The organism is Alteromonas salexigens (genome assembly GCF_025628895.1).
Classification (GTDB): domain Bacteria; phylum Pseudomonadota; class Gammaproteobacteria; order Enterobacterales; family Alteromonadaceae; genus Alteromonas; species Alteromonas salexigens.
The window spans coordinates 43,283-58,512 of the sequence record NZ_JAOTJC010000002.1 but is presented as its reverse complement, the minus strand read 5'-3'; the positions used below and the strand labels follow the sequence as shown (position 1 = coordinate 58,512).

10 protein-coding genes are annotated in these 15,230 nt (G+C 53.5%); 9 read left to right on the top strand and 1 reads right to left on the bottom strand.

The genetic code is table 11. The features are described 5' to 3' along the window. The first annotated feature begins 46 nt into the window (after positions 1-46). The 3 genes from OCL06_RS00240 to OCL06_RS00230 all read left to right on the top strand — a co-directional run bounded on the left by OCL06_RS00240 (position 47) and on the right by OCL06_RS00230 (position 4,427). Positions 47-976: a hypothetical protein gene (locus tag OCL06_RS00240; protein ID WP_262991711.1), complete on the top strand. Its 930-nt coding sequence runs from the start codon at positions 47-49 to the stop codon at positions 974-976. Positions 977-1,143: 167 nt separating this feature from the next. Then, a complete protein-coding gene (locus OCL06_RS00235) occupies positions 1,144-2,238 on the top strand; it encodes a PepSY-associated TM helix domain-containing protein (RefSeq protein ID WP_262991710.1) in 1,095 nt (364 codons plus the stop codon). Positions 2,239-2,303: 65 nt separating this feature from the next. After that, positions 2,304-4,427, top strand: a complete 2,124-nt coding sequence (locus tag OCL06_RS00230) for a TonB-dependent receptor (RefSeq protein ID WP_373318417.1) — start codon at positions 2,304-2,306, stop codon at positions 4,425-4,427. Positions 4,428-4,630: 203 nt separating this feature from the next. On the opposite strand, the gene OCL06_RS00225 is transcribed toward OCL06_RS00230, so the two are convergent. Next, positions 4,631-6,028, bottom strand: a complete 1,398-nt coding sequence (locus tag OCL06_RS00225; RefSeq protein WP_262991708.1) for a PhoH family protein — start codon at positions 6,026-6,028, stop codon at positions 4,631-4,633. Positions 6,029-6,516: 488 nt separating this feature from the next. Between OCL06_RS00225 and rapA the strand changes: the two genes are divergently transcribed. From rapA to OCL06_RS00195, 6 genes are all read left to right on the top strand, one after another. After that, entirely contained in the window at positions 6,517-9,342 is a 2,826-nt protein-coding gene (rapA, locus tag OCL06_RS00220) for an RNA polymerase-associated protein RapA (protein ID WP_262991707.1), read from the top strand. A gap of 11 nt (positions 9,343-9,353) precedes the next feature. Continuing rightward, the gene (rluA, locus tag OCL06_RS00215; RefSeq protein WP_262991706.1) at positions 9,354-10,064 is read left to right on the top strand and encodes a bifunctional tRNA pseudouridine(32) synthase/23S rRNA pseudouridine(746) synthase RluA; all 711 of its coding nucleotides are present in this window, start codon (positions 9,354-9,356) and stop codon (positions 10,062-10,064) included. Between the two features lie 88 nt (positions 10,065-10,152). Then, complete coding sequence (locus tag OCL06_RS00210) at positions 10,153-11,013, top strand: DUF3530 family protein (protein ID WP_262991705.1); 861 nt, start codon at positions 10,153-10,155, stop codon at positions 11,011-11,013. A gap of 148 nt (positions 11,014-11,161) precedes the next feature. Then, positions 11,162-11,485 carry a hypothetical protein gene (locus tag OCL06_RS00205; RefSeq protein ID WP_262991704.1) on the top strand — a complete coding sequence of 108 codons (324 nt, stop codon included), beginning with the start codon at positions 11,162-11,164 and terminating at the stop codon, positions 11,483-11,485. A 72-nt stretch (positions 11,486-11,557) separates the two neighbouring features. Then, positions 11,558-12,919 carry an AmpG family muropeptide MFS transporter gene (locus OCL06_RS00200; protein ID WP_262991872.1) on the top strand — a complete coding sequence of 454 codons (1,362 nt, stop codon included), beginning with the start codon at positions 11,558-11,560 and terminating at the stop codon, positions 12,917-12,919. Positions 12,920-13,039: 120 nt separating this feature from the next. After that, positions 13,040-15,226 (top strand): response regulator, encoded by a 2,187-nt coding sequence (locus tag OCL06_RS00195; protein WP_262991703.1) that lies wholly within the window; start codon positions 13,040-13,042, stop codon positions 15,224-15,226. Positions 15,227-15,230 lie beyond the last annotated feature (4 nt).

Sequence of the window (15,230 nt, the reverse complement as noted above, 5' to 3'; positions counted from 1 at the left end):
GTAGATGACTGTATTCCCTAAGTGTTTGCCATCTTGCCGCACACTGATGCTGATCTGCCTACTGGGCTGGGGCAGTGACGCAGGCGCTCGGCAACAATTTTTTGAGCGAACCACCACCGACACCGGCTTCGGCTTTCACTATCAGTGGGTCGATCGCAATAATGCCATGCAGTCGGTGCGCTTTACGCTTGCCCGCGAGGCACTTGCCGACGTGCCCTTGCAGCAGACCGCCTACCGGCCTGCCATTGCCCAACGCTATGTGTATGTGGAAATGCTGAAATCAGCCAGAGAGATCGATCCCAGAGTAGCGCGGGTGAACCTGAGTCAGCGGGGGAACGACATTCAAATGGCCGTGGTGGCCGGTAACAATAACCAGATTACGCAGGTAAAGCAGCAACTGACCCGCGCCCGTGAACTGGCCTTCGATGAATACCTTGATGAGCACTACTTCACCGAATATCGCACGCCCATGAATCAGCCCGCCATTAAACCGGACCATGTCCGCTATGTGTCAGAAAACACCATGGCGCTTATTCCGTTGTCGCAGGCATTTTATGAGAAAGTAGATCAGCAGTCCGATGCCAGAAATTATATGAACCTGATGCTGGGCTGGTTACAGAGTATTCCGTACGATACGCTGGAAGACCGGGCGGACAGTCATGGTGCCGGATTCTCTCCGCCGTTCACCCTGCTATCCCAGAATCTCGGCGACTGTGACAGCAAGGCGGTGCTGGCTGCATCCATTGTCAGAGCCTTTCTGCCGTCCACCCCCATGGTACTGGTGCTGCTAGACCAGCATGCGTTGCTCGGCTTAGCCATAGCCCCTGTGGCAGGGGATACCACCTTAAAACACAACAACCGTGACTTCGTGCTGTTTGACCCCACCGGCCCCGCGCAGTTGCCGTTCGGCCAGGTCTCCCCCGATACCGTAATGGCAGTACGCAACCAGCGTTACGTACTGGAAGCCATTCAGTAACCCCTTTTTAGAGCAGAACTGCGTACATTGCGATCCCGCAGGCCAAACGCTGATGAAAGTCAACGGCTCAAACACGCAAATGAAAACAATTACCATTAACATTTGTATCAGTTTCTGTATAGTTGGAGCCGATAACACCGCTTATTTCAACTAACTCAGAGTCTCTTGTGAACGCAAAAGTTATTGTCAGAAAGTTTCTGCGTCATTGTCACCTATGGATTGCATTAACTACCGGATTATTTGTCATTACCCTTAGCGTCACTGGCGCATTACTTATTTACGCCAAAGATATTCAGGGCGAGATTAATCCCCACTACTGGACCGTGCCCACCCGCTCGGCGACGATGAATGTTGATACGCTGATAGAGAGGGCCGAAGCAGTCAAAGGCTCCCCGGTAGCAGCCATCAGCCTTGAACCCGACCGCGAGAACTGGGCCTGGCAGTTCAGGTTTCAGGACGGCGAGTACGCCAGCGTGAATCCTTATACCGGCAGCGTATTATTAACCTACGCATTCGAAGACCAGCTGTATGGCTTTCTAATGGCCACTCACCGGTGGCTGTTACTGCGTGACGATGGGGGCGCGACTCCGTTGCGTGATTGGGTAAGCGTCATCGCGGTACTGCTTATGTTCGAAGTGCTGGTGGGTTTCGTGTTATGGGTGATGCCTAAAAAGCGACTGAAAAGATTAACTGTCAGGTTTTCAGCCAAGGCGAAAATAGTCATCTATCAGCTGCACACGGTAGCGGGCGTGATGCTGTTTGTGCCTTTACTGCTAATCAGCTTTTCAGGGATCGCGTTTAACTGGAAAGTCCCCACCACAGCTGTAGTAAATACGTTATCGCCGGGTACGATTGCACCACGCCCCGCGCCGCCACTCATTGACAGTGGAACAAAACCCAATATCGACCGGGCCGTCAAAAACGGGCTTCAGGCCTTACCGCAAGCCGAATTATTCCGTATCTATTTGCCTGCTACCCCTACTGAGCCGGTCGGACTCAGGGTCAAAATGCCGCAAGAATCACATGCCTACAGCTGGATTTGGAGCGACCCGTATACCGGCGACACTCTGCCAGTGTACGACGCCTCACAAACCTCCGTTGCCACACAGGTATGGAACTTTAAATACAAATTTCATATTGGCGACTTCGCCGGCCCGGTAGTGCAGGTGGTATGGCTACTCATCGCGCTATCGCCGGTATTTTTTCTTATTTCAGGGGTTTATTGCTGGGCCAAGCGAGAATCTGGCCGTAAAAAGAAATAGATGCAATTGATAATAGTTATCATTTGAATTACCATTACGCTATTCCCTCTTCAGGAAATAGCATAATGAAATCAACAATAAACCCCTTAAACATACGAGTGTTTGCCCCCCTGCTTTGTAGTGCTTTCATAGCAAACGCTATGGCAAATGAGAACGTAGAGCGCATCGTGGTCACCGGCAGTCGTGTGGTTGAGAGCATTGATGAAGTGCCGGCTTCGGTGACAATTATAAGTGCGGAGGAAATTCAGGAGCATTTACGGGTTACCCCGGAGCTACAGAGCTTACTGGCCATCTATGTTCCCGGTATGGGCCCGGATACTGGCAGCTCCAGTAATACGGGGCAAACATTGCGAGGCCGCGCGCCGCTCATCATGATTGACGGCGTACCCCAGTCTACCCCACTGCGTAATGGGTCGTTGGGCGTAAAAACGCTGGATCCCAGCGCTATTGAACGCATCGAGGTCATTAAGGGTGCGACGTCTATTTTCGGCAACGGCGCGGCTGGCGGAATTGTTAACTACATCACTCGCTCCTCACAGACAGAGGATGGCATATCAGGTGAGGTGGCTGTATCCAGTCGGTTCAGTGCCGTGCGGGCAGATGAAAGCGCAGGAGTACGGGTTGAGGCCGCTGTAACTGGCCGAAGCAACAGGTGGCAGTATCTGTTTACCTCCAGCGTTGAGGAAAACGGTGTGCAACGGGATGCTCAGGGAGATATTCTGGGGCTGCAATATGGTTTGTCTGATACCGTTTCACAAAACTATTTCGCGAAAGTCGGCTTCGATATAGATAACGATAAAACATTTCAGGTTGCCTACAACTATTATCGTTCCCAACAGAAAACCGACCTGGGAGACGTCAACGACGGCCACAAAGATCTCGCCATACACGTTGCCAGTCCTTTACAAAAGCAGGGGGAACCACAAGGACCAGATGGCAATACCAACCTGATGGTCACGTACGAAGATTCAGACATCTTTACGAATACCGAGCTGGTAGTCGATTATTACCAGCAGAATATTGAAAATGTGTTTTTCTACTCCCCTAGTCTGGCCAACCCTGCCGAAGGGTACGATGGCGGGCAATCCGTCATAAAATCTCAGAAAAAGGGACTGCGCGCCACCTTCAGTAGCCAGCTTGACTACAGCGGTGTCGAAGCCACATTTATCTATGGCATAGATGCTCTGAACGACGTTACCTCTCAGCCACTGGTAGATGGGCGGGTGTGGGTGCCCGAAATGGATATGCAGAATCTGGCTGGCTTTCTGCAATCTAAATGGCTGTTCGCAGATGATTTTATTCTTAAAGCGGGGATCAGAAACGAACACATAACATTAGGTGTAGATGACTACACTACCCTGCGGTTATGCCGGCAGGCAGACCAGTGTTCAGTCTCTGTAGCGGTAGACGGAGGCGAAATTGACTATCAGGCGACCACCTATAACCTGGCGCTTAAATACCAGCTGAACGATGCGTTTCACCCCTTTATCAGCTATTCCCAGGGTGCCGATATCTCCGATACCGGCCGATTATTACGAACTGCTACCGTCACGGATATAACAAATATAAGAACGGAAGCCTCTGTAATCGACAACTATGAGGCTGGCTTTACCTCCCAACTGGGCGCCGATTTGCGCGTTGAATTCTCCGCTTACTTCAGTACATCGGAACTTGGCACGTCTACACGATTCGATGCAGAAACCGGCGTTTATCTGCCCGTTCGTGCACCACAAGAAATCTGGGGCTATGAAGGGCTGGTAAATTATCACTTTTCGTCTTCGATTGACGTAACCGCTACCTACAGCTACGTGGAAGGGAAAGATACACAGGAGGACGTGTATCTGGGCGGGCGAACAATTAACCCGCCAAAGGCCACAGTGATCGCTAACTGGCGGCCTGACGACCGCACCAGACTCGCCGTCGAATACCTGTTCGTGGGTGATCGTGACCGGTTCGAACCCGACACAGAGGGTAACTACAGCACCGATCAGGCACCGGTTCATAGTTACCATGTGGTTAACCTGAATGGTCACTATACCTTTGCAGATAACTTGCGGGGCTTCTTCGGTGTTCAGAATTTACTGAATGAAGATTACTTTCCGGCCAGGGCACAGGCCTACACGTATGGCGGATACCGTGTTAAAGGCTTAGGCACCACGGTGAACCTGGGGATGGAATACAGCTTCTGACAGTAGGCGGGGTGCCCCCGGGTAGCGGTGAACGATGACTGGCCAGTGCGTGCTGCATAGCTGAGTGCGACCGGCAGCTGTGTGGCCCTGTTGCAGTCCCCCATGCAAGATATCGGGGGCAGTGGTGCCGCCCCCTTATTTACTGTTACGTCGTTATACTGCTGCCCGGGTGCAATTGCACTCCCCCGGGCAGCAGACCCGATCTACAACTGCTGTTCCGCAAACTCCGCCAGCCGCGAACGCACTACGCCATCCAGGTTGATGGTGGCACTGCCGGAAAAGTCCTTAAACTTCTCTACCAGATATGTTAAGCCTGAGGTCACCGCAGACAGATAATTACTGTCAATTTGCGCCAGGTTCCCCCCCACAATCAGCTTGGTGCCTTCACCACACCGGGTAATGATGGTTTTCAGCTGGGAGGCCGTCAGGTTTTGTGATTCATCCAGGATAACAATGGCGTTCTGAATACTGCGTCCCCGCATGAAGTTGACCGATTTATACTGAATGTTGGCTTTCTCCATGATGTAACTCATCGAGCCTTTGGTATTTTCATCGTGCTTGTGCAGCACTTCCAGTGAGTCGGTTATCGCGGCCAGCCAGGGCAGCATTTTTTCTTCTTCGGTGCCCGGCAAAAAGCCAATCGACTCGGCAATTTCCGGGGTGCTGCGAGTCACGATAATTTTATCGTACATGTTACGTTCGACTACCATTTCCAGCGCTGCCGCCAGCGCCAGCAGTGTCTTCCCACTGCCCGCCGGGCCCGTGAGAATGACCAGGTCAATGTGCGGGTCAAGCAGCGAATGCAACGCCATTGCCTGGCCTATATTTTTTGGCGTGATCCCCCAGGCATGCCGGCCCATCAACCGTTCATAACCTAAGTCCAGGACTTCCAGAGAGTCACTGGAAGCCGACTCAACCAGCCCTGCAAACTGCTCGGTGTCATCCAGCAGGAACTCGTTTACGTAGGCTTCGGGCAGCACATTACGGGGAATAGTATGGATAGTGTCGCGCCCCTCGGAGCGACTGTCCACACTCTTGACCTGTTCCCAGAAGTTTCCTTCAAACCGGTGATAGCCACGGGACAGGTACTTGATGTCACTGATTAACTGATCGGTGCGGTAATCTTCCACATGCGCGAGCCCGGCGCCTTTGGCCTTTAGCCGCATGTTGAGATCTTTGGTGACCAGTATCACCTGTTGTGGCGCGTAGGTTTTTTGCAGATGCAACGCCACATTGATAATACGGTTGTCGTTCTCGTTGCTGGTAAATACCTGCTGCGACTCCACCATATTGAGATCGGTGAAAATAGACAGGCTACCGGTAGGTGCGGTGTCACCGGCGCCGATGCCTTCCATAGAGACACCCGCCAGCATGTCCTCGGGGGTGGCATCGTGCAGCAAGTCTTCCATTGCGCGAATGGATACCCGGGCATCACGCGCCACGTCCTTCTTACTGTCTTTGATGTAGTCGAGCTCTTCGAGTACCGTCATCGGCACTACCACGTCGTTTTCTTTAAACGACAAAAATGCGTGCGGTTCGTGTAGCAAGATATTGGTGTCTAGGACGTAGATTTTGGTTTCGGTTGATTTTTGTCTTGGCATCCGTCGCTCCAGTAGGTAAATCAGGCCCGCCTAATTGCTGACGTGCAACGAGGAGTCACGCTCTGGAGCAGTTGTGGGTCGATCCGGACAACCACTCCGTGTCGCGTCGACTTACAATTTCACCATAATCTAGTTTGTGCCGATGCGCACTTTTTTTCTGCAAGTTTTTTTACACGCGCCGGGCGACCCCACACTCCCGAATAGCTGCCAGCAATAAAGTGCTCGGCTAACCGCATAATGGTAATACGGGTGAATGTTCAGCCCCTGTGCTCCCTGGGGTCGAACCACTCTCAGCCTTCCCGCGTATGCTACACTAGCAGTAACTGGCGTCCTGCCTGTGCTGCTGAGCAAAAAGCAGGCTGGGAGCCGCTGACCCGCGGCAGTCACCCGGCCAATTTAACCCGAATCAGACATGGCTGATAATCAGCGCTTTTCAGGCTTGGCGGCAATGCGTACAATACCGCCCCCATTTATCAGGTTGGTGAGATATGAGTGTAGATAATTCGTTTTCAGTGGGTCAGCGCTGGTTGAGTAACACTGAAACAGAGCTGGGGCTGGGTGCTGTCATCAGCGTCGATTTTCGTTCCGTTGAAATGCTATTCCCGGCAACCGGTGAAAGCCGAATCTACACTAAGCAGGAAGCGCCGCTGACCCGACTGACGTTTGAGGTGGGTGAAACCGTAAAAAGCCAGGATGGCTGGACAATGACGGTCACCGACACCGAAGAGACCCAGGGCGCACTGATCTATCACGGCCTGCGCGAAGATACCAAAGCCGACGCACGGCTGTCTGAAGCCCTGCTCGACCCGCATATCCGCCTTAACCAACCGGAAAAAAGGCTGTTTAACAACCAGCTGGATAAGCCCAAATGGTTTGATCTACGCCTGAATTCGCTGAATCATCAGTATGAATATCAGCGCTCCTCCACCATTGGACTTGGCGGTGCGCGTATCTCGCTTATCCCCCATCAGCTTCACATTGCCTCAGAAGTAGGTAATCGTCACGCCCCCCGGGTGCTGCTGGCAGATGAAGTAGGACTGGGTAAAACCATCGAAGCCGCACTTATTCTGCACCGGCAGATGAAAACCGGCCGAGTCTCCCGCGCACTCATTGTAGTGCCGGACTCCCTGGTGCATCAGTGGCTGGTGGAGATGCTGCGCAGAGTCAATCTGGCGTTCTCTATTTATGATGAAAGCCGCTGTGAAGCACTGGACGAGGAAGGTGAAAACCCGTTTGAAAATGATCAGCTGGTGTTATGCAGTATTGATTTTCTGAGCAATAACCCACAGCGTCACGAGCAGGCGATGGCAGCCGGCTGGGACATGCTGATTGTCGATGAGGCTCATCATTTGGCCTGGTCCGCCGACGCACCGTCACCGGCGTACCAGTGCATTGAAAGCCTGGCCACCGCCACGCCGGCAGTACTGCTGCTTACTGCGACGCCGGACCAGCTGGGTCATGAAAGCCACTTCGCCCGTCTGCGCTTACTCGACCCTGCACGTTTTCACGACTATAACGCCTTCCTGGACGAGGAATCCCGTTACAGTCAGCTGGCCGATGCGGTCGCACCGCTGTTGTCGGATACCCAGCCAGATGCCCATCAAATGAAAGTGCTCAACGACTTTGCCCCTGACGTGATGGCGCACACCGACTCTCTGGATACTGGCGAGGCTCGCTATGCCCTGTTGCACCAGCTCATTGACTGTCATGGCACGGGCCGGGTGCTATTCCGTAACCGCCGGTCAGGCATTGACGGGTTTCCTGAGCGTCATCTGTCGTCCTATCCGTTACCTGCTCCCCAGGCTTATGACGGGGCCATTCACGGCGGCGATTTAACCGACGCCCTCTATCCGGAGCGCCAACCCAGTGTGGTTTCTGACTGGACCAGTCTGGACCCGCGGGTAGACTGGCTACTGAACTTTTTACCCGAGGTTAAACCGGAGAAAGTCTTACTTATCTGCGCCAGCGCAGTGACCGCGCAGCAACTCGGTGAAGTTATCCGCCAGCAGTCGGGGATCCGGCACAGTGTATTCCATGAAGGCATGAGTATCGTCGAGCGGGATAAAGCTGCCCACTATTTTTCTGAAGAGGAAGACGGCGCACAAATTCTGCTGTGTAGCGAAATCGGCAGTGAAGGACGTAATTTTCAGTTCGCCCACCACCTGGTGCTGTTCGATTTGCCCCTTACTCCTGACTTGCTGGAGCAGCGCATCGGACGCCTCGATCGCATTGGCCAGCTTCAGGATGTGAATATCCACGTGCCGTACCTTGAACATACCGCCCAGCACGTGTTGCTGGACTGGTATCACGAAGGGTTAAACGCGTTTGAGGAAACCTGTCCTACCGGCGCGGGTGTGTACGAGCAGGTCGCAGACATGCTCACCCATGCGTGCCTGTCTCCCGATGACATGCTGGCCAGCGCCGAGCTGGTAGAAACCAGTCAGACGCTTAACCGACAGCTGAAGAGTCAGCTTGAAGCCGGGCGGGACCGCTTACTCGAACTCAACGCCTCCGGTGAAGGACGGGTTGAACAGTTATTAGAAGACATTATTGAGCTGGACAGTTCGCAGGACCTGTCCCGGTTCATGGGGCGCCTGTTCGACGCCATTGGTGTGCAACAGGAAGAACAGGGGAACGACTGTTTTATTCTGCGCTCCACCGAGTCTATGGTATCGCAGTTGCCTGGGCTGGATCCCGAGGGCATGACAGTGACCTACAAACGGCGCGCAGCCACCACGCTGGAACACGTCCACTTTCTGAGCTGGGACCACCCGCTGGTGCATAACGCCATTGATATGATCCTGACCGATGTGCATGGCAAGGCCAGCATTGGCTTTATTAAAGATGCCACACTGCCCAAGGGTGCCTACTGGTTAGAAGCCTTATTTACCCTGGAGGCCAATGCACCGAAAAGCCTGCAGCTGGGACGCTTCCTGCCCCAGACGCCTATTCGTATCTGTCTGGATGCCAACGGCAAACAGGCCGACCACAGCTTTGATGTACACCGGCCAGCCGGGCGCAAAGTCGCCCATCAGTTGACCAAAGCCCTGCATCAGCCACTTACGCTGCAACTGGAAACGGCCCGCAAGCTGGCCCACCAGCAGGCCAACCAGATCCAGCACGACGCCCTGACGGCGATGCACAGCACTCTGAATGGTGAAATCCAGCGTTTGCAGGACCTGCAAAAGCGTAATCCTGCGGTGCGTGACACTGAGATCGCCTTCATTGAGCAGCAGCTGCAGGCGCTGGACAAGGTCATTCAGCAGGCCGATGTCCAACTCGATGCACTACGCGTTGTTGTAAACAACCCATAACGGAGAGCCAAATGCCGTACAATCCGGATTTTGTTTACCAGCCGCCCTACTCGCCCTACCTCACCCTGGTTTATCAGGATGATCATATCGTGGTCGCCAATAAGCCCAGTGGGCTATTGAGTGTGCCCGGCCGAGCGGAAGCGCACAAAGATTCACTGGCCCGCCGGGTGCAACAGGTATACCCGACTGCCACCGTGGTTCACCGGCTGGACCTGGCTACCTCGGGTATTATGATCATGGCCCTGAACAAAGCAGCGCACCGCCATATCTCCAAGCAGTTTGAAACCCGTAAAACGCGCAAACGTTACTATGCCCGGGTTTACGGGGAAATGAAGGTCTCTCAGGGTGAGGTCGCCAAGCCACTGATAGTAGACTGGCCAAACCGGCCTAAGCAGAAGGTTGACCATAAGAACGGTAAGCCATCACTGACCCGCTACGAGCGCATTGACGGCAATGATAAAGAAACTACCGTTGCGTTATATCCGGTCACCGGTCGCTCACATCAGCTGCGGGTGCATATGCTGGCTATCGGCCACCCTATTCTGGGCGACCGTTTATATGCCAACGAGGAAGGCAAAGCTATGGCTTCCCGCCTGCAACTGCATGCTGAGAGTTTGCAGATTACCCACCCGCATACTGGTGAAACCATGCTGTTCACGGCCCCCGTGCCGTTCATGGACACCCAGCCCGAACCACTGCCTGCCACCTCACCTTTTTGTTAAGCTGACGGTCGCCTCAGCGCTACAGGATTTCGACGGCCGGGCGATAACCTGTCACAGTAGGGTAAGTAATTAACTGACCGTGAAGAGTATGAACAGGCGACTCACACAACTAGCTGGCGCACTGGCGCTAATCCTGACAGCACTGGCCAACACCGCCGGTGCCAGTGTGCGTGCTGCTGATGTAGCCCGGCAGTTTTTTCCCGGCGAATACCAGACGGTCCTGGCCGGTGAACAAACGGTACCGGTGTTATTTTCCGAAGCTTCCCTGCCACTGGTGCGCGGCGTGATCATTATTCTGGTAGAGGAAGGCACGCAGAACCTCAACCTTGCCTCAGCCCGGGAACTGGCGTTTGCCCTGAACACGAAGGGCTGGCATACCCTGGTGAGTCCGTCGTTGCTGGTAACAGGCGCCCCGGCGACGCAGACGACAGAGACTACCGGCGAGACCGCCACTCAGCCTCACCCGATGTCGGCGTCAGTCACACCCGCGGTCAATTATGCAGCCTCGCAGGCGCAACTGCTGCAGCTAATGACCGCGCTCAATAATTATCTGACCTCCTACAAAGGCTACCGGCTGGTGGTTGCCAGTGGCATGACCGCCGCGCAGTTATTGGCATTGTCCGCATCAGACACACTCGCACCGCCAGACTCCATGATCACTATCGCCCCCTTTTGGCCACAACGTGAATACAATCATGAGCTACCTGGCCTGATGGCACAGACTGGCTTTCCGCTGCTTGATATCAGTACCAGCATGGCTAATCCCTGGCAACGGGACACCGCCACCAAACGCCGCAATGCGGCACGCACCGCACTTAAGCTTCAGTACCGTCAGCGTCAACTCCAGGCGGTTAACACGGCCAGTGCCGACGGGCGCTCTGCGAACGCCCCCTTTGTTAACTGGCTTAGCGGTGAAATATACGGCTGGATCAGTTACTTAGGCTGGTGACCCTCCCCCCATAGAGCGCATGCTGGTAACAATTTATTTTTTTATTTCGTGTTTTCCTGAGTCTCATACTAATTTTACGGTGTGATAACGCAATCCCTGGCGTTGCAGACTATAATTAACCGAACTGAGGCACACAGGTAGTTTTATTGTGAAAGTCGAACCCTTCATTGCATTAAAAGCCCGGCAGCTCTGCTTCTATCTTCGAAACTTCTGGTCTGGTGACCTCCCGTTTGCTGAGCTGGATCTGTTTTTCTGGGACACACTGGAAGAATGGGCACAGGTTCAATACACCCTCGAGCACCCTTATACGCAAAAAGAGCGGGTATTCTGGCATTTGCTCCACCAAACCCACTACTGGCCGGAAGATAAGCTCAGATACGACACCTACCTGGTGGAAGAAATGACCACCTGCATGCTTTATCTCGAAGATAAGGGAATTTGCCCCTTTGACTGTATAGGCATTCGTCCATAACCCTCGTCAGGGTTGCACCCTCTGCGGATACATGATCCAATAGCGCAAACCTTTTTTCCAGGCTGAGTTGTGTTGTTATCTACCCTGCGTGCGTTTCGCGACCGCCGTCTTCTGAGTATTTTTCTGTTCGGCATTGCCAGTGGCTTTCCCTGGGTAATGATTGGCTCGGTATTATCCGCGTGGCTAAAAGATGAGGGTCTGTCCCGGTCGGCTATTGGCCTGTTCGGGGCTATTTTTGCTGTCTATTCGGTGAACTTTTTGTGGTCGCCGCTGCTCGACCGTATACGCCCGCTATGGTTAGGTCAGCGCCGTGGCTGGATTAGCCTGATGCAGTTAGGGATTGCGCTATGCTGCCTCATCATGTCCCAGCTCAGTGCCCAGAGCGCGCTATTTTATCTGGCGTTCACCGGCTTGCTTATCGCCATTTGTTCTGCCACTCAGGACATAGCCATTGATGCGTACCGCATCGATGTCATTGAAGAACATGAAAAAGATAAATTGTCAGCGGCGTCCTCACTGGCCACGGCCGGTTGGTGGACCGGTTACGGCGGACTCGGGGCTATCCCGTTTTTCCTGGCCGACACGGCCAGCTGGTACTGGCCGGATATTTACCTGGTGTTGGCTGGCACCATGCTCGTGCTGGTGGTGGCTACGTTACTGGCAAAAGAGCCTGATATAGACCGTGAGCAGGCTCATAAGGATGCCATGCTGCGCTACGAACACGTACTCGGCGAGAACGGTGATAAAGCCATAAAACGGGTCTCTGCGTGGCTAATGGTCACCCTGGTAGAGCCCTTCCGTGATTTCTTTACCCGCAACGGAGTACGGATTGCCCTGTCCATGCTGCTGTTTATTTTTCTGTTTAAAATCGGCGAGGCATTTCTCGGCCGCATGAGTATTGTGTTTTACAAGGAAATCGGTTTCAGCAATACCGATATCGGCACCCTCTCTAAACTGCTCAACTGGTGGGTCACGATTGTGTTCTCGTTAATTGGCGGGATGGTCAACATCCGTTATGGAATTTACCGGGGGCTGATGATAGCCGGGATCGCCATGGCCGCGTCAAACCTGATGTTTGCGGTAATGGCACAGGCCGGTCCTAATAAGCTATTGTTTGCCGCTACGGTGGTCGTCGACGGCTTTACCGCTGCCTGGAGCGCGGTCGCCATGGTGGCATTTATATCGCTACTGTGTAACAGGGCGTTCAGTGCCTCACAGTACGCATTGATGGCTTCGCTCAGCGTGGCAGGCAGGACCTTGCTTGCCTCTGGCAGTGGCTTTATCGTGGATGGTCTCGATGGTAACTGGAGTGCATTTTTCATCTTAACGGCGCTGATGGTGATCCCAAGCCTGTTGTTTTTGCGCAGCATCCGTCACCACGTCATCCGGCTGGAGCAGGTTAATACCCCCAAAAGCCCCCGCAACCCGGCGTAATCTGCCGGGTTACCAGCCACCTGCACGCATAGACAAGTACAAATATTCACCGCATTTTTATTGCCAAGTCCCTGCGATCCGGTCTATTGTTGAGAAGATGTATTGGCATGGACAGGCTACATGGACGCCCCCGACCCGCTTCGCAGAAAGGTTACCCGAACCTACGTTATCGCGCTAAGCGTTATCGCCGTGGTAATGACGGCATTCGTGCTTTTTTTCCAGTACACCCACGTTGCCAAAGAGCCTTTGCCCGCGCTGATTAATATAGCCGGCAAACAGCGTATGCTCTCCCAGCGAATTGCGCTGCTGCAGCATAATGTGGTGGAAAGCTCCGTTATCCAGTCTATTACCCCGCTCCAGAACGAATTACGCACACTCACCGAAGAGTTCCTTGCTAATCATGCCGTATTATCCGGCAGCCGGACATTCCAGGGTCGTCTTGTCAGTTTGTCTGATGCCCAGCATGAACACTATTTTCGCGGTTTGTTGTCACTGGACAACGTGGTCAATAACTATGCTGCACGGGCGCTGGAAATCGCAAACCGCGACCCTGCGTCACTGACATTAGTCAAACTCCCCCGTATTACCGAAACCCGCCGACTACTGGAAAGACTGGATCGAGCGGTGGATTTATACGAAGAACGGCTGAACACGCAGTTACACAATCAACGCTGGTATGAGGCCACTATGTGGATCACCCTGATAGTCTTGATGTTGTTGTCGGTATGGTTGCTGTTCAGGCCGCTGGAAACCATTATTTCGCGGCAGTTTTCTGAATTAAATACGGCCCGGCGCAATGCTGAGCGGGAACGTCAGAACACGCTAATGGCGCATCGTACGAAGGTCGATTTTCTGTCGAAAATGAGTCATGAATTTCGGACGCCTATCAGCGCCATCATTGGCGCCCTTGAGCTGATACCCAATATGCGTTCGAAGCAGGAAACCCTGATCCAACAAGCGGAACAGGCCAGCTTTCGGTTGCTGGCAATGACGAATAATCTGCTGGATATCATTGATGTCAGTAGCGCCAACCACAAGCCGGTAGAAGAGCAGTTCGACCTGATAAAACTGATGGAAGAGTGCTTTGCTCCCATGTCTTCCGCCTGTCGCCAGAAAAGTCTCGACTTCACGATGCGCTGCGAAAGCCAGTTGCCCCAGTTTGTCACCGGGCATCCGTCGAATATCGGTAAGGCCATTAAAAACGTGCTCGACAATGCGGTTAAGTTTACCGAGAAAGGCTTTGTCAGCGTGCTGGTTACCCTGAAAGTTGAACAGGGTAGTTTTCTGTTAACCGTGAAAATCACCGATACCGGAATTGGCATTGCAGAGTCTGAGCAGGAGCAAATTTTTAAACGTTTCTACCAGGCTGATGCCGGTGAAACCCGCCGCTATGCCGGTGCCGGCGTGGGCCTGACCCTGGCGCAGCAGCACCTGGAAGCCATTGGCGGCACGATCAGTGTGTCCAGCCAACTGGGGGTGGGCAGCGAATTTATGCTCACCATTCCCCTGCACCGCAGCACGGCGGCGCCCACGCCCCGGGTAGAACAAAGCGATGCGGTTTTTGCGGTGGTCGATGATCTGGAAATCAGTCGTCTCTACGTGGGAAATATTATTGAAAGCGAAGGTTTTCGGGCGGATACCTTCAAATCAGGCTCTGAGTTACTGGCGCGTCACGATGACATTGCCCACTACGCGGGGATCATCGCCGACTTCTACATGCCCGGCATCAGTGGTATCGAACTGGCGCGCACCATCAGTGCGATGTTCGGCAAAAAGACTCCGCCACTCATTCTGATGAGTGCCACTCCGGATATTGCCAACATTGTGGCAAATAGTGAGGTCTCGGCCTGGCAGGTGTTTATTAAGCCCCTCGACCGCTCCCGGTTTATCGACACCCTTCACCAGCTGGCATTACCCGACCGCGACCTGACGGTGCGTCTGTTTGGCAAACGCATTCTGATTGTTGAAGACGAGCCCATTAATGCAGAAATTATTAATACCATGGTGAGTAATCTGGGCTATCAGCCTGACCTGGTATTCACCGGGGATGATGCGCTGAACGCTTTACGGGAAAATGTCTATGATGCGGTTTTACTGGATATTAACCTGCCCGATATCAGTGGTCTGGATGTGGCGCGAATTGTGCGGGAAATGGGCATGACAATTCCCATCATTGCCACTACTGCCAATGCCTTCGAGTCTGACAAGGAAAAGTCTTACAACGCAGGGATCCGCTATCATCTGGTTAAGCCCATCACCTATCAGGAACTGAAAAACACCTTGCGTCTGGCGCTCACCGTAAGCTGACAGG